Origin of the sequence: Pectobacterium atrosepticum (assembly GCA_019056595.1) — a bacterium.
Classification (GTDB): domain Bacteria; phylum Pseudomonadota; class Gammaproteobacteria; order Enterobacterales; family Enterobacteriaceae; genus Pectobacterium; species Pectobacterium atrosepticum.
On the sequence record CP036163.1, the window covers coordinates 4,609,252 to 4,633,185 of the forward strand.

Below are 23,934 nucleotides of genomic sequence, written 5' to 3' on the forward strand. Positions count from 1 at the left end.
CCTGACGACAGGCGTTGGTGACCAATGCGCTAAGCCTCATTTATCTGGTGTGGCATGGCGAGGCGTCGGCGCGCTGTACACCATGCTGAGACCCGTTGAGCCGGGCTCCTTTGGGCTAAAGGCATTCGCGGCGTCGGCTGTTTTAACCGGTGCGGGTTTGGCGCTGACGGGTTTAGTCATCGGTTTGGTCATAGACGCATTGGCGGGCTTGGCACGCTGGAGTTCTTTCAGCACCTGCTCTGTTGCGCCGAAATACTGGATCTGCCCAGCGCGCAGGACTAACAGCTTATTGGCGCAGGACAGTAGGGCGGGTTTATGCGTGATCAGTACCTGCGTGCTTTTGGCCTCCTGCTGCGCGGCAATCGCGGCTAATAAGGCTTTCTCGCCGTCGTCATCCAGACTGGCATTCGGTTCATCCATCACGATTAGGCGTGGCTGGTTGTAAATGGTTCTGGCAAGGGCGACGCGCTGTTTCTGTCCGCCGGACAGCCCGGCACCACCTTCGCCCAAAAGTGTATCGTAGCCCTGCGGCAGCCGTAGAATCATCTCGTGAACGCCTGCCGTGATGGCTGCGGCGACGATTTTCTCGGGATCCGGTTGAGTGAAGCGCGCGATATTTTCGGCAATCGTTCCGCTGAAAAGCTGCACATCTTGCGGCAGATAGCCGACAAAACGGCCTACGTCACCTTTGTCCCACTGGTGCATGTCGGCACCGTCCAGCCTGACTTTGCCGCCGAGTGCAGGCATGGCAGCAACCAGCAAGCGGGCGAGGGTGGATTTACCTGAACCTGACGGGCCTAAGATGCCGAGTACATCGCCGGGAGCCAGTTCAAATGTGATATTGGCGAGGATGGGAGTGCGGGTGTTGGGCGCGTTGGCGCTGAGCTGTTCCACCTGAAGTTTACCCTCTGGTGCGGGCAGTGCCATGCCAGCAGGTCGCGCGGGGTGATTATCGAGCAAGATATTGACACGCTGCCAGGCGAGACGCGCCTGCATCCACTGTTTCCAGACGCCAATGATCTGATCGATCGGGCTGAGTACGCGTCCCACTAGAATGGAACCCGCAATCATCATTCCGGGTGTGATATCGCCGTTGACGGCCAGTAGTGCGCCCAAACCTAGCATTAGCGACTGAAGCGCCAGCCGGGTACTCTTCGTCAGCGAGGTAATGTTGGCGCTCTTTTCGCTGGCAACATTCTGATAATAGAGAAACGCTTTATGCTGTGTCAGCCAGCGCTCGCGCATGGCAGGTAGCATTCCCATCGCTTCGATAGCGTCGGCGTTGCGCAGGTTGGCATTGGCTTGATGAGTCGCCTGAACGGTGTTTTGTGCGGCTAATGCCAACGGTTCGCGCGTCAGTTTTTGATTCAGCCAGGCGAGTACAATCAGCACGATAGCCCCCGCCAGCGCCATGACGCCCAGCCAGGGATGCAGTAAGAAGATCACTAAGAGATAAACGGGAAACCACGGCGCATCAAAGAAAGCGAACAGCGCGTTCCCAGTGGCGAACTGACGCAGGGCAGTAAGATCGTTTAAGGCTTGTCCGGCACCTGCCGTTCCGTTCTTGAGGTTGCTTTCAAATGCCGCATTGTAGACACGCTGATTCAAACGCATATCCATCTGCGTACCGAGGCGGATTACCACGGCGCTGCGTATCCATTCTAATAATCCCATCAATAAAAACAGCACTAGCATAATGATCGTCAGCATCGCCAGCGTCATAGTGCTGCTGGACGGCAGTACGCGGTCATAGACCTGGAGCATATAAATAGCTGGTGCCAGCATCAGCAGGTTGATGACGGCGCTGAACAGGCCAATTCCCCAGAACCCCTGGCGATAGGCGGCCAGCGCGGCAATAATCTCCCTGCCTGATGAAGCTGGATGGGGTACGGACATGGGATGTTCCTTCTTCAATAAAATCGCCATCGTTCTCATTGTGGGGTGCCCACAACGTGGAAGAGGGAGGAAGTGGTTAGCCGTACCGCTATTGACGCGGCTTCCCAACGGTTATTACACTTAATAGACCGCCGCGGTGCCGTACCCGTCAGACTTTAAGCTGCTTCCCTGCAACTCGAATTATCTGGGGTATATACTCTCTCCGTACCGCGACGGTGTTCACTCAAACGGCTAAAAGCGTCATCTTTTAGCCGTTTTCTTATGCCGCCAGCAGATCGGCCGTTTCGGCGACGCCGACAACGTCAACCACGGTATCGGCAGAGAGTGCCGCATCAGAGGTTGCTGTCGCGAAGCTCAAGCTATCCAGGCTGGCGTTAATATCGATACCGGCATTCGTCAGTGCATCTAGCAGCGGCTGAACCTGACCACCCATCAAGCCGTAAATCACGTCATGAACCACACCGCGATCGCTAACGGTCAGGTTGGCCACATCGGTGGAGAGATCCAGACCGCTGAAGGTGACTTCCGGTTCGACAAGAGAATACGTGGTGCCCGCTGTGGTGCCACCTTGCAGAACATTACCGAATGACAGGCTGTCCAGATCGCCGTACAGCGTATGAGCGGGAGGGGAGAAGAGGCTATAGGTCAGATCGCCTCCTGCAATGAGCGCGGAGAAATCGTTCTGCGTACTCGTGATCGCATATTGAGAACCGTCTATAAAGGTATCGCCGCCGTAAAAGCCCCCAGTGTTATTGCCACCGACTTGTGTATTACCCGTGGTATGGTTAACGTCACCAAACGCTGCTGACCATTCAGTCAGGTAGTTGGCAATGCTGTAATTGGCATAGTAGGCATCGTAGGTAATTGCAAAACTCATAATAGATTCCTCATTAACTAACGATCGACAGGCACGGTCATCCGTGTCTGTTGTGAAAGAGGATGAGCCATCCCATCCCCTTTGTTTTCCTGTCTCCCGCGTTGGGAAACAGAGAAATCAGAATCGGTATTCCACACCAGCCTGCACCGTTCTGCCTCGGCTTGGCGTGTAACCCAGTGATTCGCCATAGCTCACGATGTAAGTACGGTTAGCAATATTCTCGACGGAACCGCGCAGCGTCAGGCTGTCGGTCAGGCGATAGCTAGCGTAAAGATCGTAAACTTCATATTTGGGCCAATCGGCTAAATAGGCGGAATTGCTCGGTGCGGCGGTATCCTGATAGCCGGGAGCAAAACGCATCGTGACGCCCATATCCAGTTTGCGATCGAAGACGCGTGTCCCCAGCGTGACGGAACCGCGGTCACCGGGTAGATAGGCGGCGTTGCTGAATAACAGCGTTTTCTGGCAAGAAGAATCGCTGGCGGTGGTATCGACCGGCGTGGAGTAATAGTTACCTCTGGAGCCACCAACGTTTGTGACGCCGCCCATCCAGGCCACTGGCGCACAGAAATCGTTATTGCCGATCATGTGGGTGTAGGTGGCATCGACATATAAAAAGCCCGCGTCGTAATTAAGCTGGTATTCCATGCCGCGGAAACGACTTTTCGCCAGATTGTTCTGGAACACGGAATTGCTGAGGGAATAGCCGTTGTAGCCCGGTTTATTGCGCGCGCCGTTCAGGCTGATGTAGTTGTTTATCCGCGTGTCGAAGTAGGACACCTTGGTGACCAGCCTGTCGCCATCAATGAACAATTCGGGTTTCTGAATATTGAACCCGACCTCCCAGGCGCGTGAGCGCTCCGGCTTGAGGTTGGGATTCGGATACAGGTAATAGTTGCCCGCGCTGTAGGTGCCGTTGGCGAAGGTTTCACTGACGGAAGGTGGCCGCCAGGACAGGCCGTAGCTGGTGAACAGCTGTAGCCATTCAATGCCAGGGCGGACGCCAGCAAACAGCGTGGGGGAAAGTTTGCCGTGCTCGTCATCGACATTCCAATCCTGCGTAGTAGTCACGAACGATGGACAGCGCGCGATCGATCCTTCCTTACAGGGATCCGCGATGGTATAGGGAATTTCCCGATAGCTGATGCTGGTGGTGCCGCGTAACTGGTAGCGATCGTAACGCAGACCACCTTGCAGCGTCACCCACTCGTCGTAGGCGTAATTCAGGTTAGCGAACAGGCTGGCCATCGCACGGTTCCCTTCTGGGGTCGCGTTACTTGCTGTGCTGTTGGTGCTGTCCGTGGTGATTTTGTCGTAATAGAAGTCCAACCCATAATCGGCTTTCAGATCGTGCGCGCCCTGTTGCCACAGCGTCGACGTGTTTTGCGCCTGCGCGCCGTAGGTGCGTAATCGCGTGCTTTCGTGATACGCGCTCGTATTGGAGAGGGCGTAATTATCGGTGTCGTTATTGGTATCGGCGTAATAAATCTTGGCCTTAAAATCCAGCCAGCGCTGGTTATCCGGCTTCAAGCTGTAATCCAGTGCGGTACTGCGTGCCATAATGTCGCTGTGTCCGCTGGCTCGCCAGCCCAGTTCGGTATTGGAGAGGTTGGACAACGTCCCTGCATTTTCGGAAGACGTTTGCGTTTGCATATAGCTGAGCTGGACGCGCTGGTTGGCGGGCAGATTCCAGCCGACTTTCGCCAGCCGTGAGCGCATGGTGTAGGCTGCATTGCTCACTTTCTGATGCTTTAAGTTATTCGCCCACGTTTCGTAATTGCTTGAACTGCCCGGGATACGAATACTCCCGAGGTTGCCGTCATTACCCGGCCAGTAGTCGCCCAAATGGCGTTCGCTGGCACCGAGCAGAATATCGCCGCTCTCGTTGCCTAGTGCGAGAATGCCGCTACCGATAAAATGCGTTCCGTTGTCGCCCGTGCTGGCGTGTAGTTTTCCGCCCAGCTCTTTACCCGGAGCCAGAAAATCGCGAGCACTGGCCGTATTAAACGTGGCGACGCCGCCCAGCGTGCCCGCGCTGCCCATCACGTTTGTTGCACCTTTTTCAATGGTCGCGCCGGAGAGCAGTTCCGAGTCGATATACATCTGTCCGTTACGCTGGCCGTAACCCGTTTTTTGGAAATTCTGCCGCACGCCGTCGATATTCATATTCACGCGACCAAAATCCTGTATCCCGCGAATGTTCACCGACAGCGCAGGATCCTGCTGGCTGACGCTGGAGTAAACGCCAGCGGATTGTTCCAGCATATCGGCGGCGTGGCGGGCAGGGCGGTTATCCATCTGCTCGCGTGATATGACGCTGATGGCACGCGGTTGTTCGTAGATCCAGTCACCCGGATTGGCGACGGTAAAGGCGCGAACTGTCATCACATCGTCTATTTTTGCCGTATCGACGTGAGTTGAACGAGGGCGCAGAGTAATCACGCCATTGCTGCCGATCTGAAAATCAACTGGGTTGGCACCGATCATCTGGCGCAGTCCTTGCTCGGGTGTGAAACGTCCTTGAAGCCCGGCGGCCTGCATATCTTCCAGTTTTACGTCAGCAAAAAAGACCTGTAACCCAGCCTGTTCGGCGAAGCGCAGTAGCGCGCTGCTCAGTGGCTGCGCGCTGATGGAAAAGGCGACGCTCTGACGAGTGGCTTCCTGAACGTTGGTGGCCTGTGTCTCCGCTTGCGCATAGTGGAGCGAACCCGACAGCGAAAGTGCGATGCTGACGGCAAGGGAAAGTGGATTAAGCTGTAACAAACGGCTGTCTTGCTGTTGTGTTTTTTTAAACATTTTTCGCCTGGTCTGTCATCCGTTAAATCATCAATAAGCATTAATAACAAAGGGATAATTACCCTTTTTTTCTTAATGAAAATGATAATAAAAATCATTACCTAAATATGAAGACGGCTGAGATGACAGAACCCGTAAAAAAATATTTAAATTTTTTTCTCCGCTGAGTTGCGACTTTGTGAACGTAAAGGGTTTTTTCGGGTGATTGCCACTCCCGAGCGGCATGGCAGGAGTGGGGAATACAGGCAGGAGAAGGGGATCAGTACAGAATCGTGATGCCGGGGAGTGAAACCGTTTTGGCACCCAGTTCGGCAGCCATGGTTTGCAGCGCGCCATCTAGCTCGTTCAGCGAAAACATGCCGCTAACCTGACGCTGGCGCAGCGCAGAGCTGGAGATAACGATGGTGCCAGAGCGATACTGATTGATCCGGGCGATCACGATAGCTAGCGGTTGTTGATCAAATATCAGTAGGCCGCGCCGCCAGTCGCCGCGCTCGCGACTATTCCAGCCGGGGAGGCGAGTCATGCCTTGTTCCGTATAGCGTGCCGCCTGTTGTTCATCAAGCCGCAGTGCTTGCCCGTTTGCCGTTACCTGAACGCTGTGTTCCACCACGCCGACGGTCGTTGTCTGTGATGAATTCTGCACCATAAACTGTGTGCCCAACGCCTGTGTGGTGCCAGATGCAGCATCAACCAGAAAAGGGCGTTTTTCCTGTGCATTCGTCGGTGCGACAGTGAACCAGGCCGAACCTTGCAGCAGCGTAACTCGCCGTTCTTGCGGTGTGTAGGCGAGAGCAATGGCGCTGCCTGCATCTATATCGACTTCACTGCCGTCCGGTAGCGTGACGTGTTTGACCTGATGATCTGCACGATAATCTGAGCGCAGTATGATGATGCCGTCGGAAATCCACGTCGTGCCGAGACTGAAACCCAGTAGTAATAGGGCCGCGATTTTCCACTGCGTCACGCGATTGACGCGTCTGACAGGCAATATTGCTAACGGCTGTGGTTGCAGGCCCTGACTTTGTAGAGCTTGTTTTTGCTCGGCGCTGAGCGACCCGAGCCCATGCCAGAGCATCCCAGCCTGTTCCAATGCGTGGCGATGGCGCGGGTCCTGTGCCAGCCAGCGCTGGAATGTCAGTTCCTGTTCATCGTCCAGCGGCGCTTCGGCCAAACGTATGGCCCATCGCGCTGCCTGCTGATGGATGTCAGGGGGATAATCGTTCATGTTGTAGGCCTGGAGTATGTAGGGTCTCTAAATAAGTAGACGTCTGACGGCAATAAACCCGTAAATAATTTGTGATTATTTCATGTTGGGCGATTTTCTTCACGAGGCGCGGATCGTCATCATGGCGTGCAGAGTCATGGCAAGATGCTTCTCGACGGTGCTGAGGGAAATAGCCAACTGCTGAGCAATTTGCGCCTGCGTCATGTGTTCAAACCGGTGCAGATGAAATATCTGCTGCGTACGTTCAGGCAATGTTGCCAGTACGTTTGCCAGATGCTCCAGTTCCTGTTGGGCGATCGCCGCCTGATCGATCTGGGGAGCCGCATCCGGCAGATATTCCAGCGTCGCATCCACGTCGTCAACCGACGTCGCCATCTGCCAGCGCTGCTGGTGGCGGATGTGGTCGAGCAGCAAATTATTGGCTGTTTTATAGAGATACGCTTTCTTGTCGTCTACATCATCTTGCTGTTCCAGCCGTTGCGCCAACCGTAAAAAACTCTCTTGCATCAGGTCTGCCGCTGCCTGAGGGTCGCGCAGTTTATGATTGAGATAGCGTTCTAACCGCTCTGCATAGTGGTTGAACAGCATTCTGAGTTCAGACTCTGACATGCCAACGTCCCGTCAGGTGACCTTCCCGCCGCCTCTGCGGCAAATTTAGGGCATAAATGTGATGTAATTGATAATTATTATCACATATGAAGAATGGGAAAGCAGAGTTAAATCTTCTTCAGATTGGCGGATTTTTGCCGTCGACTACACTTATCTTTGTTGACGTATTATTTGATTGAGAGGAATGACGATGACGACGAAAGACGATCCCAAAGAGGTAACGGTCAGCGAAGGGCTGGCAAAGGTACATGAGGCGTCAGATCAACTGACGGAAGAAGAGATCGACGCGCTGGCGGAGGAAGCCAGACAGGCCGCGACGCAGACGAAGAAAGCGTCGGGTAATACGCCCTGAACTGAGGCTGCTTGTGGCAGAACTGATTGACTGTCAAACATAAAGTGGCAGGTTTTTTGCACAGACATTTTGCAGATAGTGATGAAAAACACGATCGTTTTCTCTCTGTAAGGAAAATGTATGCATGACAAATTACTGATAGAAGGCAAGCTGGTTGCGGGAAACGGCGAGGCGTTGGCGGTATTCAACCCCGCGACGGGAGAGCAAATTGCCGCCATTCCGCAGGCCGATTTGCACCAGATTGATGCAGCCGTTCTGGCTGCGGAGTCCGCTTTTGCACATTGGGGACAGACCACACCGAAAACGCGCGCGACGCTGCTGCTAAGCATTGCCGATGCCATCGAAGAAAATGCTGAGACGTTCGCCGAGCTGGAATCACTGAACTGCGGTAAGCCCTATCATGCGGTGCTGAATGATGAAGTGCCTGCGGTGGCGGATGTCTTTCGCTTTTTTGCCGGGGCGGCGCGCTGCCTGAGTGGTTCGGCGGCAGGAGAATATCTGGAAGGGCACACGTCCATGATTCGGCGCGATCCGGTTGGCGTCGTGGCGTCCATCGCTCCGTGGAATTATCCGCTGATGATGGCGTCGTGGAAGCTGGCACCCGCGTTGGCGGCAGGAAACTGCGTGGTGCTGAAACCGGCGGAGCAAACCCCGCTGACGACATTCTATCTGGCGCACCTGCTGGCGGACATACTCCCCGCTGGCGTGGTCAATATCGTGTTCGGGCGCGGTGCAGACATCGGTGATGCGCTGACGGGACATGAGAAAGTGAACATGGTGTCGCTGACCGGTTCTATTGCGACTGGCGCGCATATCCTTGCGCATATCGCCGCGAGCGTAAAACGGACGCATATGGAGCTGGGCGGCAAAGCGCCGGTGATTGTGTTCGACGATGCCGATATCGATCAGGTGGTTGATGGGATTCGCAGCTTCGGTTTCTACAACGCGGGGCAAGACTGTACCGCCGCCTGTCGGCTGTATGTACAGCGTGCCGTCTACGATGAAGTCGTGGAGGCATTAGGAAAAGCGGTAGCGACGCTGAAAATTGGCGATCCACGCGATGAAACGACCGAGCTGGGGCCGTTGATTACCGAACCGCAGCTTGAACGCGTGATGGGTTTTGTCGAACGTGCCAAAGCGCTGCCGCATATCACGGTCGTGACTGGTGGCGAGCGGGTGAAAGGGACGGGATTCTATTTCCAGCCTACGGTGCTGGCGGGGGCGAAACAGGACGATGAAATCGTCCAAAAAGAGGTGTTTGGCCCGGTGATATCCATCACGCCGTTCGACGATGAAGCGCAGGTGATTGGCTGGGCGAATGCCTCGAATTACGGGCTGGCGTCGTCGGTTTGGACGCGCGATATCGGGCGAGCACACCGCTTGGCCGCGTGCCTTCAATATGGCTGTACCTGGGTGAATACCCACTTCATGTTAGTCAGCGAAATGCCACACGGCGGACAGAAGCTGTCCGGCTACGGCAAGGATATGTCGATGTACGGACTAGAGGATTACACCATCGTGCGTCATATCATGATCCGGCACTGAGGTTATTCACTCTGCTACAGGAATCCTGTTTGTCCTTAGAGATAAGTTGAGTAATGAGATAGCGCATTTGTCCAACCTTGGCGCGCCCCAAAAGAGGGCGCGCTGAGCAAAAGCAGGGCAGCGCAAGATACGGTAATTCCCTTCATACTGACATTCACTCTGTCATTCGGTTATTAATTTCAAATATCTGCATTTAGTTCAAATTATCTGCTGGATTTTTGGTTTAGATCGCGTTTTTGTATTTTATTTTGATTTGGGGCAGGTGACTGGCGTGTTATGTGCATTAATTAAATTGGCATCGCGTGATGTTCGTTTTCAAGGAGCGCATTTTGTCCAGATCAAACGCCCACCTTAACCCGCTAGAGTGTACTCAGCAGGCACTGCATTGGATTCATAGTGACACGCTATCCCCAGATGACATGGCGGCACTGAATCAGGAAGTCTTGAGTTGTTTTCGTGAATACGTCAACCCGGGTTTTCTGGAGTACAGAAAATCTGTCACTACCGGCGGCGATTACGGTGCAGTCGAATGGCGCGCCAGCGGCCCGAATACGCTGATTGATACCCAAGGGAATGAATATCTGGACTGTCTGGGCGGTTACGGCATTTTTAACGTTGGGCATCGTAACCCTAACGTGATTGCCGCTGTTGAGAGCCAGCTTGCCAGGCAACCGCTACATAGTCAGGAACTGCTTGACCCACTACGGGGGCTGTTGGCAAAAACGCTGGCGGCACTGACGCCGGGTAATCTGAAATACAGCTTCTTCAGCAATAGCGGAACGGAATCGGTTGAAGCTGCCCTGAAGTTGGCGAAGGCTTACCAGTCACCGCGCGGTAAATATACCTTTATCGCTGCGACAGGGGCGTTCCACGGGAAATCGCTAGGCGCGCTTTCCGCCACTGCCAAGCCTGCGTTTCGTCGTCCTTTTATGCCGCTGTTACCCGGTTTCCATCATGTTGCTTTTGGCGATATCAGCGCCATGCGCAAGCAGGTTCAGCAATGTCAGAAGACCGGCGATGACGTTGCAGCTATCATCCTTGAACCCATTCAGGGGGAAGGCGGCGTGATTGTGCCACCGGAAAATTACTTGCCTGCGGTCAGAGCATTATGCGATGAGGTTGGGGCATTGCTGATTCTGGATGAGGTGCAAACCGGCATGGGGCGCACGGGCAAGATGTTCGCCTGTGAGCATTATGGCGTGCAGCCCGACATTCTGTGTCTGGCGAAGGCGTTGGGCGGTGGAGTGATGCCGATTGGCGCAACGGTGGCGACGGAAGCCGTATTCTCCGTGCTGTTTGAAAACCCGTTCCTGCACACCACCACGTTTGGCGGCAATCCGCTGGCCTGCGCGGCGGCGCTGGCAACCGTCAATGAACTGCTGACGAAAAATCTGCCAGAACAGGCGGCAATCCAAGGGGAATTTTTGTTACAGGGCTTACAGCAACTGGCGGCCGAGTATCCTCAATTGATTATCGAAGCACGGGGAATGGGGCTGTTGCAGGCTATCGAGTTCAGGAAAAACGAGATCGGGTACGCGTTCGCGAAAGAACTGTTTCAACGTAATATTCTGGTCGCGGGTACCCTGAATAATTCCAAATCGGTCAGGATTGAGCCACCGCTTACCATCACGCGCGAGCAATGTGCCCGAGTATTGAAGGAAGCGAAGGACGTGCTAAAAAAGCTCAATGGCACGATGCCTGACGAAAATAAAATGAAGGAATATGCGGTAGAGTGAAAAACCAGACGGAAATAGGCAGTACCCCATTACGTCCATCCCGAAAGCCAGTCAGCATTCACTGACTGGCTTTTTTAGCAAAACCCCTACGGATTCACCAAACAGGGGGTCGTTTTGCTGATTGTCATGGATGCCCTACCGTTGATGAGCAGATGTGGTTACCTGTGTTTACGCGCGATCAGCACATTTAATGGTGCCATGGGAAATGCCTGATGACGCCGGGTTTCGACAGAGGTAAAACCTGCTTCCACTAGCCACTGTGTCAGTTGCCCTTCCTGCGTGACGTGGCGGCCACTTATTTGCATCGGCAGATAGAACGGCAGAATCGGTGCGGCATCGTCGGCTTCTTCGGGAATCTCCGCCTGTGCCAGAACCAACGAGCCATCCGGCGTTAGCGTGTTGTAAAGCGTGGACAACATGGCGGGAATATCCTCGACAAAATGCAGGAATGAAGAGCTCCAGATTAGATCGTATTTCTCGCTGGGAAACGCGCCGCTTTGTGCTGACAGTCGTGCGGATAATCCGGCAGCGTTGATATTACGCTGTGCTACGGCGGCAGTTTGCGGCAAGTCATAGATCGTGCCGGAGATCTGGGCATGGCGCAGCGCCAGCGTAATCGCCACCCAGCCGGGGCCACCGCCCAGATCGAGAACGTGCCTGATTTGCGGGAAATCCGGCAGTCTGGAGAGCAGTTGATCGGCAAGGTCTGCGGTTATCGATCGCTGCTCCTGTGCGATTTGCTGTTCTGCCGCACTGGCCCACGCGGCATCGCGGGGTAACTCGCTCAACTGCGCAGGCAGCGGCTGGTGCATACCGTCGGCGAGCCCCTGACCAAACTGGCGCAGGCTGGTGAGGCGAAAACGCCAGGCGTCACCGAGAAAACGCGGGCTGCTGCGACAGAGCACGGCAGAGCTGGCGGATGCGGTGCGATAACCGCCATGATGGCGCGTCAAAAGCTGCATACTCCATAGGATTTCAAGCAGAAATCCGGTTTTCTCCGGCTGCCATCCCAGTGATTCCGCCAGTTGTTCCGGCGCGGTGACATCCTCCAGTCGGTCGAAAATCTGCTGTTCCAAAGCCAGATGTAAAACGTCGGCTTTCACGCTGTTGGCGGCAAGCTGCCATAATGTCTCTAGTGGGTTCATAAGCGGTCTTTCTCATTGATGGTCTGTCGATAGGGAGTATGCTATCTATAAATGAGAATGGTTATTATGTTCATTGTTATGCGAAACGGCGTTTTTCATATGCGAAACGGCGAAGGAAGATGATGCAAAGACAGCGACAGAGGCGAAGTGAAAAACCCGCAGGCGATCGGTGCTGTACGAGTGAGGCGGATATCTCGGGCTCACGCCGTACTTTGCCAGATGGCATCGGTGAATGCTGGTCGGATTTCAGCCGTATTGATGCCGATCTGTCATTGGCTCGTTCACAATACCGTCCTCGTCGCGCGTTGGTGGAGGAAACACACAACCCACATTCACAGCCGATGCTGGTCATGACGTTTGCGCTGGCAGGGGAATCGGCCTATTACGATAGCCATGGTTCACAGGTCTGGTTTCGTCAACAGCATGTCACTATCACGACGTTTGGTGCTAGCGTGGGCGAACGCCATTATCAGGCTCAGCAGCAGGTCGATCAGCTACGGCTACTGGTGGGGAAAGCAGCGGCTATCCGCTATTTTGGCGCGCAATGTGCGGAACAGTTGTTTAGTGATGATGGGCTACAGCAGCGAGCATTTGCGTCTGTCTCTGCGGCCAGCCAAGTGCATGTGAATGCGCTGTGCGGCGACGCCGATCCGCTGAATCGCCATATCCACGCCTTAAGTCTGTTATCGCAGTATCGACATCTTCTGCAACCGAAGGGCGAACGCGGCGGCATTCATCCACAGGAACGGCAGCAGTTGGATCGAGTATGCCATTGGATGCGTGAACATCTGGCTGAACCGTTGACGCTAGCCTGTATTGCAGCACAGTCTGGGATGAGTGAATCCAAACTCAAACTTGGGTTTCATCGCTGCTTTGCGAGCACGCCGGGTCAAATGTTATTGCGGATGCGAATGGAGCGGGCGCACCAGCTATTGGAACAAGGGTTTCAGGTGGCGCAGACTGCCTGGCAAGTTGGCTATCGACATCCGGCTAATTTCAGTCTGGCATTTACGCGCTATTTTAACCGTAATCCGAAAATGATTGCGTCGCGGAAGTAAATTACGTTCAGGAGATAATATAACCGTTCTGTCATAACCTTTTACCATTATTTTCCTTTCATTATATTCCCGTGCGTTATTTAAGCATGCAGCGTCATTCTGGGGCGTGAAACTGAGCCTTTATCCAAACTCTTCTATACTCCATTCAGCAGTATCAACGTGTAACGAATATTGCGGCCAATAAGCGGTTGTTTTTCAATGTGCAGTCGGGTGGTTCCCTGTGCATGAAATAAGTCGTTTTATTTTTAATAAATTGCCGCTTTTTAAGCAAAGGAAAAAGGGATGAGATTAAGAAAGAAAAAAATTGAACCGATGAAAATTCAGGATATTACAATCATCGATAATGCCAGACTCAAAAAAGCCATTACCGCCGCCGCGTTGGGCAATGCTATGGAATGGTTTGATTTTGGCGTATACGGCTTTGTGGCGTATGCACTCGGACAGGTCTTTTTCCCCGGAGCCGATCCGGGTGTGCAAATGATTGCGGCGCTGGCAACGTTCTCGGTTCCCTTTTTGGTTCGACCGCTCGGCGGGATATTCTTTGGTGCAATGGGGGATAAATTCGGTCGCCAGAAAGTGTTGTCGATCACCATTATTATCATGTCGGTGAGCACATTCTGTATCGGCTTGATTCCGTCCTATGAATCTATCGGTATTTGGGCGCCGGTATTGTTGCTGTTAGCGAAACTCGCGCAGGGTTTCTCCGTCGGGGGAGAATATACCGGTGCGGCTATTTTCGTTGCCGAATATTCCCCAGACAGGCGACGCGGCTTTTTAGGTAGCTGGCTGGATTTCGGCTCTATTGCTGGGTTTGTAATGGGGGCGGGCGTTGTGGTAGTGATTTCCTCCATTGTCGGGGAAGAAAGTTTTCTGGAATGGGGATGGCGTATTCCATTCTTTATTGCCGCACCGCTTGGATTAATCGGGATTTATCTGCGCCATGCGCTGGAAGAAACGCCGACGTTCCAGCAGCACGTAGACAATATTGATAAAGAATCGAAAGACAGTATTCAATCTCCGCCGAAGATTTCTCTGCGTGAGATCGTGACTAAACAATGGAGAGGGTTGCTGGTCTGTATTGGGATGGTGATTACCACCAATGTTACCTATTATATGCTGCTAACCTATATGCCGAGTTACCTTTCACACAGCCTGAATTACTCCGAAGATCATGGGGTGATGATTATTATCGCCGTCATGATCGGGATGCTATTTGTGCAGCCGGTGATGGGGCTGATGAGCGACCGTTACGGGCGAAAACCATTTGTTATTTGCGGTAGTATCGGGCTGTTGCTACTGTCAGTTCCCAGCTTTATCTTGATCAACAGTGATGTAATTGGGCTGATTTTTTGTGGATTACTGATGTTGGCCGTACTGCTGAATTCGTTTACTGGTGTGATGGCATCGACGCTTCCTGCACTGTTCCCTACGCATATTCGTTACAGTGCGCTGGCGACGTCATTTAACGTTTCCGTGCTGGTGGCAGGTTTTACGCCGACGGCGGTAGCCTGGCTGGTGGAGTCGACCGGCAATCTGTATATGCCAGCGTATTACCTGATGGTGATTGGGCTGATCGGTCTGATTACTGGGATGTCGATGCGAGAAACGGCAAACCAGCCGCTGAAAGGTGCCACGCCTGCGGCGTCGGATCGCACCGAAGCCAAAGAGCTGCTGCAGGAACAGTACGACAATATTGAGCAGAAAATAGAAGACATTGATGAGCAAATTGCTGAACTGGAGAAGAAAAGAAAACGGCTGTCTGAACAGCACCCTGAAATTAACTAGCCTCGTCTCACTGAACGAGGAAAGCGCCACATCCGTGGCGCTTTTGCTATGTCTCATTCTGCCAGAACAGCCGACTGCGGTCGGCCGCCTGAGCAATATCCTTCGGTTAGCGGAACGGAGGCTCGTTAAAGGTGCGTAGCTTACGCGAGTGCAGTTTGTCGCTTTCCGCCCGCAGCAGATCGATGGCGCAGATGCCAATCTGCAAATGTTCCGAAATCGCTCCTTCATAGAAACGGTTCGCCTGTCCCGGCAGTTTAATCTCACCGTGCAACGGTTTATCCGAGACGCACAGCAGCGTACCGTAAGGCACACGGAAGCGATAACCCTGTGCGGCAATCGTCGCGCTTTCCATATCCACCGCGACAGCGCGACTGAGGTTAAACCGCAGAGCGGATGCCGCGTAGCGCAATTCCCAGTTGCGGTCATCGGTGGTGACAACGGTGCCGGTACGCAGGCGCTGTTTAACCTCTTCCCCCGGCATCCCGCTGACCATCTTAGTGGCGTCATACAGCGCGCGTTGCACTTCAGCGATGCTCGGAATCGGGATATCCGGCGGCAGAACGGCATCCAGAACGTGGTCGTCACGCAGATAAGCGTGTGCCAGCACGTAATCGCCGATGGACTGACTTTCGCGCAGGCCGCCGCAGTGGCCGATCATTAACCAGGCATGCGGGCGCATGACGGCGAGGTGATCGCAGATGGTTTTAGCGTTAGATGGCCCGACGCCGATATTGACCATCGTAATTCCTTTACCCTCGCGGGGAATGAGATGATAGGCGGGCATCTGGTGGTTTTTCCAAGCCAGATCGGAAACCGCCTGCTCGGGGTTAGGCGTGTCGGCGGTAATATAGATGCCACCCGCGCAGGACAGCGCCTCATAGGGGCTATCAGGATCGGCAATCTGTGCACAGGCCCAGCGCACAAACTCATCGACATAGCGGGTGTAGTTGGTGAAGAGAATGAACGGCTGAATATGTTCCACCGGCGTACCGGTATAGTGGCGGAGCCGCGCCAGCGAGAAATCGGTGCGCAGCGCGTCGAAGTGCGACAGCGGCGACGTAGTGGTGGAGTGAAACAGGCCATCTGCCGTTTCATCCCCAATCTGTGACAGTTCCGTGGTTGGGAAATGTTTGGCGATGCCGGCGCTCATAGAGCGGTCAAGAATCAGATCGGAACCGTCGAGCACGTAGGGGAACGGAATTTCCTGCTGTGACGGGCTGACTTCAATGGTGACGTCATAATCCCCTTCCAGCAGCGCCAGTTGTTCCGCCAGATAAGCACGCAAGAATGCGGGACGGGTGACGGTGGTGGAATAACTGCCGGGATGGGTAAAACGGCCATAGGCGCGATGTCGGGGATGGCTGGTCGAGTTGCCATTCCAACTGACGCGTAAGGCTGGGTAGGCAAATAGTCCTGCGGCACGTGCAGTGGCGTCGGGCAACGAGCCATCATTGATGAAGCCCCCGATGGCGTCGCGCAGTGCTGAGACGGCATCATCATACAGCGCTTCCAGTTTATCCAGAGTCTGAGTGACGGTAAGACTGACGTGGGATCCGCTGTTATGCATGTTCTCTCCTTTATTCACACTCTGCACTATTCACATTCTGTATTTCGGCAGAAGTTAGCTCACAGCGTAACTGAAGATGTGCAGACCCGCCATCGTGAAATCTGGCGGGTCTGCGATCGTGAAGAGAAGAGCGCTAGTGCTTGTGGCGACCAGAGAGGTTTGCCGCGCTTACGGCCAGTATCGACAGCACACCGAGTGCAGCAGCCGGTGCCAGCACGCCCCAGAATGCGCGTTCGATATACGGCATACCTTCCGCCAGTACGCGTCCCCATTCCGGCGTCGGCGGTGATGCGCCCAGCCCTAAGAAGCCGAGAGACGCCAGCGCCAGCGCGATGCCGGGCAGTCGCAGCATCGCGTGACGGAAAAGCGGGCCAACCAGCGCGGGCAGAATATAGAATAGGCTGCGCCGTATCGGCCCCACGCCGAGTATCGGCAGCATCCGAATATAAGGGCGTGCATTGATTTCAGCGACCAGCGCCGCCGTGTGGGCAGCCAGCGGTGCCCAACTGACGGCAATCACGGCAATCGCCGCCCCCGTTGCCGTTGGGCCATTGACGGCGGCAACCAGCAGTCCGGCAATCACCGGTGGCAGGGCGTTAGTGACTTCTATAGGACCGGTGAGCAGACGCGGGAATAATCCAACTAACAGGCCAATCGCCAGACAGGCTAGCGATACCGCCAGCGCCAACAGACAGGTATTTAACGTACCGTGCGCAACGCGTGCCAGCAAATCACGCCCCATGGCGTCTGCGCCGAAAGGCAACAGGAACGATGGCGGTTGCAGACGTAGAAAGGCGGAGCTATAAGGATCGCGCGGTAACCCTGCCAGCAACAAAAATACCAGCAGCAGCGCGCAGATAATCGGTAGCCAGATGGCATGACGAGACACGGAATTATCGCGTTCTTCTGGCACTGGCATTGCACCGCTGTGCAGCGCGCGTCCGAGAATCAGCAGCCGTACGCTGCTTGCTGCCATACCCGCTAGAGAAGCGATGAGTAAGAGAATCAGCACGCCGACCTGCAAGGCGGGGAGGTCCTGCGCCGCCGCCGCACCCAGCGTTGCGCGACCCAGACCGGGAATAGCGAACACTTTTTCGACGGCAATTGCCCCGCCAGTTAACGATACTAGTACCAGCCCGACGAGCGGCATCACGCTGGGCAACGTGCGTTTCAGCACTGCCAGCGCGATATGACGACGGTTCACCCCCGCGACGCTCCAGGTCGTTAACCAATTCTCGCTAAAGGTGGCGGAGAGCGCATCTGCGATAATCCGACCAAGATAACCACCTGCCGGGATACCCAGAGCCAGCGACGGTAGCACCGCATAGTGCAAGCCCAGCCAGCCATAGGGTGGGAACCACTGTAGCCAGACGGCACCGACGATCAGCAGGAACGACGCCAGCAGAAACTCTGGCAATGCGGTAAATAAGGCAGCGAACAGGCCGCCTGAACGATGAACCTGACCGCGCAACCCCTGTCGAAAGGTAGAAGCACACAGCACGGCAGCCAGCGTGAAGGCCACCAGCGCCGAGGAGGCCATCAGCGTGAGTGATACGCCAGCCGCCTGCAACATACCTGGAAGCACCGGTTGGCCTGAAACCCAGGAATTGCCCGCATCGCCATGCAACAGGCCAGTCAGCCAGTTCAATAGCAGCTGCAGTGGGCCTTGATCCAGCCCGAGAGAATGGCGAATCGCATTTAGCGTCTCCGCTGTCGCTTCCTGCTCGCCGGAGCGAGCACGCAGCAGCGCCAGCGCTGGATCCTGACCGGATAACCACGGCAGCATACCAATTAATACCACAATCCCCGCTAGCGTCAGCAGCCGCGAAAATAGCGGGATCAGCACGCCGTATCGCGGACGTTGTGTCTGGTTGATGGTCGCGCAGGTGCGGCAATATAGCGATTCGCTCATAAACTCGTCATCTTTCTGGTTGCAGGTGCGTTACCTGTTATTTCGTGCCGGTAGCAATGCGCGTGGCGGTGTTAATCAACGTGCGTTCACGCGGATCACGCAGTGCGTCTTTTACCTGAGCACTCTCACCTTGAATCACTCGCTCATGCAGCATCGGGATTGCGGCATCACTGGCGAGGATCAGGTTTTCTGCCTGCATGATGGCCTGTCGGCGCGCTTCTCCTGCGGGGATCGCGGCAGCTTTTTGCAGCGCTTGATCGATTTCCGGTTGGCACAATTGTGCGATATTGAATGACCCTTCACAGGCAAAATCGCTGTACAGATAAGCCACCGGATCGCCTGAATCCAGCACAGTAGCGCGGGACAAAATAAAGGCGTCAAACTTGCCAGCCTGCGCGTCAGACTCGATCTGCGCATATTCACGCACCACCTGCTTCACCGTAAATCCGGCGGCGGTGAGCTGCTGTGCCAGATAGACCGCGACTTCAGGCAGCTCGGCGCGATCGCTGAAGGTTGCCAGCGTGATGGTCGCGCCAGCGGGCGTTCCGGCTTTAACCGGATTTGCCACAGGCTGGCGCAGCGTCGCCGCCCACGGTAGTGCTGGTCCCAACAGACCTTGTGCGACATCGGCACGCTTCTCATACACGTTATCCACCAACTGTTGACGATTGATGGCATCGCGTACGGCAGCACGCATGGCAGGGTCTTGCATCACGCCATGACGCGTATTCAGATACAGCGTGTTGGTACGTGGCATAGGCACTTCATGCACCAGCGATTGATCCAGCAGCGGTGCCTGAGAAACGGGAATGGCTTCGACAATGTCTGCCGTGCCAGTGCGCAGAGCGGCGGCACGTGCCGCGCCGTCGGACACAAAGCTGACGTCGATACCGCTGGACTGTGCTTTCTCGCCCCAGTAACCATCGAATCTATCCAACACTGCGCTGCTGGTGCCCGTGACAGTACGCAGAACGAACGGGCCGCTCCCGGTATTGATCGGGTTGACGACGCCATTCTTACCGTATGCCGTAGTGGAAAGAATCGCCAACTGTGGGCTGGATAAACGCTGCGGTAGTAGCGGATCTACTTTGGCGGTGGAGACAATGACGGCGTTATCGCCATCGGCTTTGACCGTTAACTGCACGCCATCCAGAATTCGAGGTTTAGGTGAGGCGGTAGAGGCCACCGTAAGCGCATTGACCACCGTGGCGGCGTTTAACGTGGTGTTGTCATGAAAATGGACGTTCGGACGCAGTTCAAAACGCCAGGATTTATCATCGATCTGCTGCCATTTCGTCGCCAGAGCGGGTTGTGCCTCACCGAGTTTATCGAGCACCACCAGCGTTTCTGCCGTACTCCAGCGCGACAGTTTAAAGGCGTCATCGCTCAGCGGCGTCAGACCTGAACGCGGTGGCTGGAGCATCGCCAGCTTGATTCGACCGTCATGATGCGAGGTGTGGTTTTCTTCAGGTTCATTAAAGCAGCCTGAAAGCAGCAGCGTAGCTGAGAGCAGACCGGAAATAGGCCACAGGGTATTACGCATATTCATCAGTCTGTCCTTATTCATTCACGGTTGAAGTGGATTTAAACGGGCGGCAGATAACCATCATCGCCAGTGAGCTACACAACGGTACGGCAGCGAGCAACACCCATGGAATCGCAGCCTGCGGCGATGGCGTTAGCGCGCGATCGAGCTGGCTGCCGAGCACAAAGTTGCCGACCAGCACGGCGATGCCGCCCATTGACGCCAGTGCGCCATAGTGCGCACCCAGGTTCTTGTTGTTGGCAAAGCGTGGAATGAGGTCCATCCCGACGGGGACGATAAGCATCTGTCCCAGCGTCAGCAGAGTAATTAATGAGATCGCGGGGAGCAGGCGCTGCCAGCCTTCCGGCGGCGTGGTGGAGGCAAACAGCGCGACGCTAAAGAAGGACGCGGACAGCAGCGCGAAACCTAATGGCAGCATGCGTGCCGCACCAACCCGACGAGCAAAACGCGCCAGTGGGAGCTGTAATCCGATCACCAGTAGAGAGGCCAGCACAAACAGCGTGCCGAGATCTTTTTCGCTACTGCCGGAGCGATGCAGTTCAACCGGTAGCGCCAGATAGAGCTGGTTATAGCTGAACAGGTAAGCGCTGTAGGCAATGATGAAGGCGACAAAACGCCGCTGGCGAAAGGTTTCCCACCACGGAGCGATGTGCAATTCAGCTTGATTTCGCTGTGTTGGCGGCAGGCTGAAAAACAGCACGATGAGTGCGATAACAAAAACGCCTGCACCCGCCAGCGCCACGCGCTGGAATCCGTATCCGGCCAGCACCGAACCGAGCAATGGCCCCAGCACCGCACCCAGCTCGCCGCAAATCGCAAACAGGGCGAACCACTCGGAGCGGCTGCGTTTTCCCTCTTTTTCACTCTGCGTACCGGCCTGTGCCATCAGCGCTTCAATGGCTGGGGAGAACAGGGCACCGCCGACACCGGTCAGGCAGGCACCGAGGATTATCGGCCATAGCGAGTCGCCCAACGCCAACAGGAGATAGCCGCTGATACGCACGACACAGCCGCACAGGATAGTTACGCGTGCACCGAAGCGATCGGCCAGCGCGCCGCCGACTAAAAATATGCCCTGTTGAGAGAAGGTGCGAAAGCCAATTACCAGCCCAATAGCCCAGCCGGAAAGCAGCATGTCGTCGCGCAGGAAAATAGCCAGAAACGGCACGACGGCATAAAAACCAATGTTGAAAACAAGCTGGCTACCCAGAAGCAACGGGGGATAAGGCCGTGGGGCGCGGTTGGCGGTAAGGTCTGACATTCAATCATCCGTTATAAAAATCTCCGCAATGGGGAGATGTGTTATTGACGTGGTTTTTTATTTTGTAAAACGTGTGTTTTTAGCGAGCTAATAGCCGGAGGCCGACAGCCCAGGTACGGCCTGCAATAAACGGGCGGTGTGCGCCTGTTCTGGTGAAGCCAGTATCTCGGCGGTAGGGCGATCTTCAATGATGCATCCGCTGTCCATGACCAGCATTCTGTCGCACAGTCCGGCGAGCATGGAAATATCGTGCGATACCATCAGTAATCCCATCTTGTTTTGTTCAGTGATCTGTTGAAGCAGGGTTTTGATCTGTTCACGTAGCGGCAAGTCCAGACCGCTGACGGGTTCATCTGCCAATAAAAACTCAGGCCGGATAATCAGTGCTCGCGCCAGTGCAACGCGCTGTGCCTGCCCACCGGAAAGCTGCCCAGCGACCTTGTCCAGAAGCGTGATGCTTAGCTCTACTTGATCCATAACCTCACGTAAATTCTTTTCACTAGCGCGACTGCGCTCGTCGGGACGGAGCCGCTTCAGTGGCTCAGCGAGGAGATCGGCGACGCGCTGGCGTGGGGCGAGGGAGCCTGCCGGATCCTGCGGAATATACTGAACGCGGCGGCGATACCAAAGTAGCGAGCGTACCGAACCGGGCTTAATCAGGTTGCCGTCGCAGTACACCGCGCCACTCTCTGGCGCTTCAAGCACAAGCAGGGTTTTTAGCAGCGTGGATTTACCACAGCCTGAGGCACCGACCAGCCCGACGCGTTCATGCTGTTGCAAATTCAGCGACAGGTCGTGAAAAATGGCGCTGGCAGGATCGGCCTTTTGCCACGGCAAACGCGGCGTCTGGCGATAGCGGCTGACGTGCTCAAGACTTAAAAACGGTGAGGACACCGCATGCAGGTGGTGATTCATCAGGCAAGCGCTCCCGCAACGGCGGTGGGGAACACATTGCTGGATAAGGCAGTGGTTGATAAAAAATTGTCAGCGCGACGCGCGGCAGCGACCAGACTACGAGTATAGGGATGCTGTGGTGCATTCAGGAGTTGCCGCATACTGCCGGATTCAACGATCTGGCCGTTTTCCATCACCAGACCGCGCTGGCAGAGTTGGGCGGCCACGGCGATATCATGCGTAATAAATAACAGGGCAGGCGCATCTGGCTGCGCGCTACGTTCCTGTAACACCTGCAATACCTGCTGCTGGGTAATGACATCAAGCGCGGTTGTTGGTTCGTCCGCGACCAGTAAGCGAGTTTTGCCGAGCAGCGCGAGGGTAATACAAATACGCTGCCGCTGACCACCTGACAGTTCGGCAGGATAGCGTTGCAGCAGATTGGGAATATCGTCCAGCTTCATGGCAGCCAGAAGCGCAGAAAGCTCAGCAGAAGAGGGAGCTTTCAACGCCAGCGAGAGCTGCTTTCCTAACGGCATGAGGGGATTAAGGGCTGTTGCAGAATCCTGAAAAACGGCAGAGACGCGACTGGTATGCGGGCGTGCCAGCGCTTTCAACTGGCTGACATTCTCGCCATTAACCCAAATACTACCGCTAATCTGGCATCCTGCGGGTGGGGTGCCGATTACCGTTTTGGCGGTGAGGGATTTACCTGAACCGGACGCGCCGAGTAAACAGACAAGTTCACCTGCGAACAGCGTAAAGCTGATATCGCTGACTTTTGTTTCACCACCAATAGACAGGCTAAGATTCTCTACCTGAAGCGTGGCGTCTGTATGTCTGTCCCAGTTGATCATGGCTTGCGTATAGGGTTGATGTAAATCGATATGTAATAACATAACAAATTAAGGCGAAATGATGCAAAGGAAATGTGATCCAGAGCGAATAAATCACGCTATCAACGCAGCCTTAACCCCTTGCGTCGGTGATGAGAAAGGGGAGAGTAAATCGTAGGGAAACGCGGTGTATCTTGAGTGGTTACTCGTTAGATTCATTACTGAGTTGTGCCAGTTCTGCTGCGCTCAACTGAGTCATCTGACAAACCTGAGCCGGTTCCATGCCGCTTAACAGGAGTTGGCGAGCAATCTGGCGAGCACTGGTTTTTATACCTTGCTCCATACCCCGTTGCATTCCTTGCTGCATGCCATGTTTGATGCCTTTTTCAAACCCGATTTTCTCTAGCTGCTGCGCGATGGTCATGATTGCCTCCCGATCCGTTGACAGAGATTGCGCGACGGCCTCAATAAACTCTGCGGGTTTTGATGTGTTACCGCTTCGTGCGATGTAAAACAGTATCGCTCTTTTTTGCGGCAGTGGTATCTGCCAGCGTTCAAATAATATCCCGATATCTTGCGCCAGTTCCAGCATATCGTGGTGTATCGCCATCCTTTGATCACACTTCTATGGAAATTCAGAGATGGTTTCGTGCGCTGCCCAGTCGCTATTCATCTTTGATACCGTACACGCGCCCGACTCAGGGCACTCAATTGCCGTAGCCCTGAGAACCCTGGCTTCCGGCTAAATTATGTCGCTACGCGATGCCATCGGTGTCCATGACCGCTAATCGAACCGCCAGTGACGCGCTCCCTGCGCGGCACTGGCTTTCGCGGCGTCCATGCCGCTCACTCGGCGGTCACGCCCACCGCTGCATAATTTTTTAAGCCGGA

General features: G+C 54.9%; 16 protein-coding genes and 1 pseudogene. 4 read left to right on the forward strand and 13 right to left on the reverse strand.

Annotated features, from left to right (window positions below):
* Positions 1-36 precede the first annotated feature (36 nt).
* The 5 genes from DCX48_21365 to DCX48_21385 all read right to left on the reverse strand — a co-directional run bounded on the left by DCX48_21365 (position 37) and on the right by DCX48_21385 (position 7,406).
* Positions 37-1,896 carry a type I secretion system permease/ATPase gene (locus DCX48_21365; GenBank protein QXE16835.1) on the reverse strand — a complete coding sequence of 620 codons (1,860 nt, stop codon included), beginning with the start codon at positions 1,894-1,896 and terminating at the stop codon, positions 37-39.
* Between the two features lie 259 nt (positions 1,897-2,155).
* Entirely contained in the window at positions 2,156-2,773 is a 618-nt protein-coding gene (locus DCX48_21370) for a hemophore HasA (protein ID QXE16836.1), read from the reverse strand.
* A gap of 117 nt (positions 2,774-2,890) precedes the next feature.
* Complete coding sequence (locus DCX48_21375) at positions 2,891-5,569, reverse strand: TonB-dependent receptor (GenBank protein QXE16837.1); 2,679 nt, start codon at positions 5,567-5,569, stop codon at positions 2,891-2,893.
* A 259-nt stretch (positions 5,570-5,828) separates the two neighbouring features.
* Complete coding sequence (locus DCX48_21380) at positions 5,829-6,797, reverse strand: DUF4880 domain-containing protein (protein ID QXE16838.1); 969 nt, start codon at positions 6,795-6,797, stop codon at positions 5,829-5,831.
* Between the two features lie 99 nt (positions 6,798-6,896).
* Positions 6,897-7,406, reverse strand: coding sequence for a sigma-70 family RNA polymerase sigma factor (locus DCX48_21385; GenBank protein QXE16839.1), 510 nt, complete (start codon positions 7,404-7,406; stop codon positions 6,897-6,899).
* A 472-nt stretch (positions 7,407-7,878) separates the two neighbouring features.
* On the opposite strand from DCX48_21385, the gene patD reads away from it, so the two are divergent.
* Both patD and ygjG read left to right on the forward strand, forming a co-directional pair.
* The gene (gene patD, locus DCX48_21390; protein QXE16840.1) at positions 7,879-9,303 is read left to right on the forward strand and encodes an aminobutyraldehyde dehydrogenase; all 1,425 of its coding nucleotides are present in this window, start codon (positions 7,879-7,881) and stop codon (positions 9,301-9,303) included.
* A gap of 305 nt (positions 9,304-9,608) precedes the next feature.
* Positions 9,609-11,039 (forward strand): putrescine aminotransferase, encoded by a 1,431-nt coding sequence (ygjG, locus tag DCX48_21395; protein QXE16841.1) that lies wholly within the window; start codon positions 9,609-9,611, stop codon positions 11,037-11,039.
* A 158-nt stretch (positions 11,040-11,197) separates the two neighbouring features.
* Here the strand turns inward: ygjG and DCX48_21400 are convergent, their stop codons facing one another.
* Positions 11,198-12,184, reverse strand: a complete 987-nt coding sequence (locus DCX48_21400) for a class I SAM-dependent methyltransferase (GenBank protein QXE16842.1) — start codon at positions 12,182-12,184, stop codon at positions 11,198-11,200.
* A 122-nt stretch (positions 12,185-12,306) separates the two neighbouring features.
* Here DCX48_21400 and DCX48_21405 point away from each other — a divergent pair, with 122 nt between their 5' ends.
* Together DCX48_21405 and proP are read left to right on the forward strand one after the other, a co-directional pair.
* The gene (locus DCX48_21405) at positions 12,307-13,242 is read left to right on the forward strand and encodes an AraC family transcriptional regulator (GenBank protein ID QXE17341.1); all 936 of its coding nucleotides are present in this window, start codon (positions 12,307-12,309) and stop codon (positions 13,240-13,242) included.
* Between the two features lie 282 nt (positions 13,243-13,524).
* The gene (gene proP, locus DCX48_21410; protein ID QXE16843.1) at positions 13,525-15,027 is read left to right on the forward strand and encodes a proline/glycine betaine transporter ProP; all 1,503 of its coding nucleotides are present in this window, start codon (positions 13,525-13,527) and stop codon (positions 15,025-15,027) included.
* A 106-nt stretch (positions 15,028-15,133) separates the two neighbouring features.
* Here proP and DCX48_21415 read toward each other — a convergent pair whose 3' ends face one another.
* From DCX48_21415 to DCX48_21445, 7 genes and pseudogenes are all read right to left on the reverse strand, one after another.
* Positions 15,134-16,594: an AMP nucleosidase gene (locus tag DCX48_21415; GenBank protein QXE16844.1), complete on the reverse strand. Its 1,461-nt coding sequence runs from the start codon at positions 16,592-16,594 to the stop codon at positions 15,134-15,136.
* Positions 16,595-16,727: 133 nt separating this feature from the next.
* Entirely contained in the window at positions 16,728-18,506 is a 1,779-nt protein-coding gene (locus tag DCX48_21420) for an ABC transporter permease subunit (GenBank protein ID QXE16845.1), read from the reverse strand.
* A gap of 37 nt (positions 18,507-18,543) precedes the next feature.
* On the reverse strand, positions 18,544-20,055 hold the full coding sequence (locus DCX48_21425) for an ABC transporter substrate-binding protein (GenBank protein ID QXE16846.1): 1,512 nt from the start codon (positions 20,053-20,055) through the stop codon (positions 18,544-18,546).
* A 10-nt stretch (positions 20,056-20,065) separates the two neighbouring features.
* Positions 20,066-21,313 carry an MFS transporter gene (locus DCX48_21430; protein ID QXE16847.1) on the reverse strand — a complete coding sequence of 416 codons (1,248 nt, stop codon included), beginning with the start codon at positions 21,311-21,313 and terminating at the stop codon, positions 20,066-20,068.
* Between the two features lie 87 nt (positions 21,314-21,400).
* On the reverse strand, positions 21,401-22,228 hold the full coding sequence (locus DCX48_21435; protein QXE16848.1) for an ABC transporter ATP-binding protein: 828 nt from the start codon (positions 22,226-22,228) through the stop codon (positions 21,401-21,403).
* Positions 22,228-23,004 carry an ABC transporter ATP-binding protein gene (locus tag DCX48_21440; protein ID QXE17342.1) on the reverse strand — a complete coding sequence of 259 codons (777 nt, stop codon included), beginning with the start codon at positions 23,002-23,004 and terminating at the stop codon, positions 22,228-22,230. Before DCX48_21440 ends, DCX48_21435 begins: the two co-directional genes overlap by 1 nt.
* A 241-nt stretch (positions 23,005-23,245) precedes the next feature.
* Positions 23,246-23,638 (reverse strand): annotated as a pseudogene (locus DCX48_21445) (transposase).
* Positions 23,639-23,934 lie beyond the last annotated feature (296 nt).

Excerpts from the sequence above, each read along its gene's own strand:
- DCX48_21365 (QXE16835.1), bottom strand. The coding sequence starts at position 1,896 with ATGTCCGTACCCCATCCAGCTTCATCAGGCAGGGAGATTATTGCCGCG.
- DCX48_21370 (QXE16836.1), bottom strand. The coding sequence starts at position 2,773 with ATGAGTTTTGCAATTACCTACGATGCCTACTATGCCAATTACAGCATT.
- DCX48_21375 (QXE16837.1), bottom strand. The coding sequence starts at position 5,569 with ATGTTTAAAAAAACACAACAGCAAGACAGCCGTTTGTTACAGCTTAAT.
- DCX48_21380 (QXE16838.1), bottom strand. The coding sequence starts at position 6,797 with ATGAACGATTATCCCCCTGACATCCATCAGCAGGCAGCGCGATGGGCC.
- DCX48_21385 (QXE16839.1), bottom strand. The coding sequence starts at position 7,406 with ATGTCAGAGTCTGAACTCAGAATGCTGTTCAACCACTATGCAGAGCGG.
- patD (QXE16840.1), top strand. The coding sequence starts at position 7,879 with ATGCATGACAAATTACTGATAGAAGGCAAGCTGGTTGCGGGAAACGGC.
- ygjG (QXE16841.1), top strand. The coding sequence starts at position 9,609 with ATGTTCGTTTTCAAGGAGCGCATTTTGTCCAGATCAAACGCCCACCTT.
- DCX48_21400 (QXE16842.1), bottom strand. The coding sequence starts at position 12,184 with ATGAACCCACTAGAGACATTATGGCAGCTTGCCGCCAACAGCGTGAAA.
- DCX48_21405 (QXE17341.1), top strand. The coding sequence starts at position 12,307 with ATGCAAAGACAGCGACAGAGGCGAAGTGAAAAACCCGCAGGCGATCGG.
- proP (QXE16843.1), top strand. The coding sequence starts at position 13,525 with ATGAGATTAAGAAAGAAAAAAATTGAACCGATGAAAATTCAGGATATT.
- DCX48_21415 (QXE16844.1), bottom strand. The coding sequence starts at position 16,594 with ATGCATAACAGCGGATCCCACGTCAGTCTTACCGTCACTCAGACTCTG.
- DCX48_21420 (QXE16845.1), bottom strand. The coding sequence starts at position 18,506 with ATGAGCGAATCGCTATATTGCCGCACCTGCGCGACCATCAACCAGACA.
- DCX48_21425 (QXE16846.1), bottom strand. The coding sequence starts at position 20,055 with ATGAATATGCGTAATACCCTGTGGCCTATTTCCGGTCTGCTCTCAGCT.
- DCX48_21430 (QXE16847.1), bottom strand. The coding sequence starts at position 21,313 with ATGTCAGACCTTACCGCCAACCGCGCCCCACGGCCTTATCCCCCGTTG.
- DCX48_21435 (QXE16848.1), bottom strand. The coding sequence starts at position 22,228 with ATGAATCACCACCTGCATGCGGTGTCCTCACCGTTTTTAAGTCTTGAG.